This window comes from Mesorhizobium sp. M5C.F.Ca.IN.020.29.1.1 (genome assembly GCF_003997375.1).
In the GTDB taxonomy this organism is placed as follows: Bacteria; Pseudomonadota; Alphaproteobacteria; order Rhizobiales; family Rhizobiaceae; genus Mesorhizobium; species Mesorhizobium wenxiniae.
This window is the reverse complement of record NZ_RZSW01000708.1, coordinates 1-2,574: the sequence shown is the minus strand read 5'-3', so window position 1 is coordinate 2,574 and position 2,574 is coordinate 1. Positions and strand designations below refer to the sequence as shown.

The window sequence follows — 2,574 nt, the reverse complement described above, 5'->3', positions numbered from 1 at the left end:
GACGTAGTGGTGCGGGGTGAGGGCGAACGGACCCTCGGCGAGGTTGTCTTGCGAATGGCGGAGAAAGACTCTCCGCGCGGTATCCCAGGTACGAGTTTTCTCGGCGGCGGCCTCGTCGTACACGAGAAACCAGGCGCACCCATCCGGGCACTGGACGAGCTCGCATCGCCTTTCCTATCGGGCACTGTTCCAATCGAGCTGTTTGACCGGTCGGGTGCCTCACTGGCGCGCTACCCCAGAGTTTTGCTGGAGACTTATCGCGGCTGCTACATGAAGTGCGCCTATTGCCAATGGGGCAACGGATCAAACACGCGCTTTGCCTTTCCAATCGATCGCCTGCACCGAGAGCTCAGCTGGCTTCTCTTGCACAATGTCGGCGCCATTTTCATCATTGACGCCATGTTCGGATACAAGAAGCAAGGCGCGATCGAGCTACTCGAATACATCGTTCAGGAGAAAAAACGGCTCGGAGCCTCGACAAAATTCAATGTCTATCACAATCAGGACTTTTTCGACGACCGGCTTTTCGACCTCTACCGCGAAGCGGATGTCTATGTGGAGATCGATCTCCAGAGCACCAATCCGGATGTGCTCGAACAGCTTGGGCGCGGACGTTGGAAGACCCACAGCTTCGAGCGCCACTTGGCGGCGATCCGGGATAAGAATATTCCGACGACGGGCGCGGCGGACCTCATTATCGGCATACCGGGCGACAATCTGAAATCTTTCGAGGAATCCGTGAACTACCTGCTGGACAGGCACATGCGGGTCAATCTCTACCAAGCCTCCATTCTGCCCGACACGGATTGGGCGCGGCGGGCAGGCGATCGCAAAATGGTACACTCGCCCTTGCCGCCGCGCGCGATCTTCGAGAGCGGCGGTTTCCCCCTCAGCGATATGATCGCAGCGCGGCTGATCGGCCATGGGACCGATTTCTTCAACAGCTTTCCCCGCACGGCCACGCTGCTCTCGAAAGGCTGGTTCGAGCGTCCCGTCGATCTTTGCAGAGCGCTGGGCGCTCTTGTCTTCAGAAACCACGACCTCATGTATGGCGAGAGCCATCAATACGAGGGCGTGATGCAGACCTATCTTTCAAGCCTACCCGACACCATTAGGGCACTGTGCCCTGACGAACGCAAGGCCGAGATCCTGGTTGAACTTGCCAGCTTCGAAGGCATCCTCGCTGCTCTAAAATGGAGGCGGGGCGGCATCGTTCTGTCCCCAGTCTGCGGCTGGCATGTCGAAGCGGACCAATGGTTGGCGCAGACGCCGCTCTATCGGCGGGAGGGCGTGACAGAAATGGAATTCCGCTTCGCCGTCGGCCAGCTTGCCATGGACTGCGACCGGCTGTCCGACCCGGCACTCCTGGATTCGGTGGCAGAGTGGCGCCACACAGTCCTGTTCTTCAACGACAGTCAGCCACGCCATTTCATGATCGACACCGGTTTCACCGCACCCTTGCTACACCGCCTCAATGGCTATTACACCGTCGCGGAGGCACTCGCGAATCTCGCGGTTCCCCTTCCCGACATGGCGCCTGTCTGGACGAACCTGTCGCTGCTGTCGGAAGCAGGCCTGATCGTACCCGGTCATCCAGGAACCCGGATCGGGCACAGTTCGCCCAAGGCCGGTGGGGTACCGGCCCTGGCGGCGTCTGTGTAGCGTGGCCAACAAAGGCGTAATTGCTCCAGGTCATAGGCGACGGACCGCTTTACTGACGCGAAAGGTCGCGTTCGCCGATCCGCTCCGATCGCATCTGCGACTGAGCGACGATGGCGCCCGGATCGCTTGGCTCCAGAACGAAGCCGGGATGTTGAGCGTAATGGTAGCGGAGGCCCTTGATACAGCTTCCGCCCGACGCTTGACCGGCGGACCTGTCCGCCCCGTTTCGCCGGCGCTGTTTTGGGCGGCGGACGGACGGCATGTCGTCGTCTTTCGCGATTCTGCCGGTGATGAGAACTATCAGGCGTTCAGCATCGACGTGGACACGGGAGCGGAGGTCGCGCTGACGCCTGATGGCGGTACGCGAACGCTCTTCAATCGCACCTCGCGACGTATTCCTTCCGACATCCTGTTCAGTGTTAATCACAGGAATCGGCAAAGCTTTGACCTCGTTCGGGCCAACGTAACGACCGGTCGGCGGATGACCGTGTTCGAGAATCCCGGTTTCAGCCGGCTGCATGCCGACGCCGGCCTCGCTGTGCGCTTTGGCGAGCGGGTGCGGCAGGACGGGTCGATCGAAGTCCTCAAGCGACAAGGGAATGGAGAGTGGGTTCCCTTTCTTGAAATCCCTGCAGAGGATTCCTTGGCCACGCATATAGATGGCTTGAGTGCCGACGGTGAGGTGGTGTTCCTGCTCGATTCGCGCGGCCGCGATCGCACTGCCCTCGTCGCGATCGATGCACGAACTGTAGTATCGACGGTTCTGGCTACTGACAGCGAGGCCGATATCGCGGAAGTCGTCTACGATCCCGATACGGGCTGGCCTCTTGCCGCAGCAGCCCTCGCCGCAAGACGCCGCTGGCATCCTATCGATGAGACATTCGCCGCCGACCTCGCGCGGCAGCTTGAGGA

1 protein-coding gene and 1 pseudogene are annotated in these 2,574 nt (G+C 60.5%); both read left to right on the top strand.

Translation table 11 applies throughout. The features are described from left to right. Window positions 1-1,662, top strand: a 1,662-nt coding sequence (locus EOA85_RS32440) for a B12-binding domain-containing radical SAM protein (RefSeq protein WP_206523421.1), incomplete at its 5' end; no start/stop codon positions are given. Between the two features lies 1 nt (window position 1,663). Next, window positions 1,664-2,574: pseudogene (locus tag EOA85_RS32435) on the top strand (hypothetical protein); the annotation flags it as partial.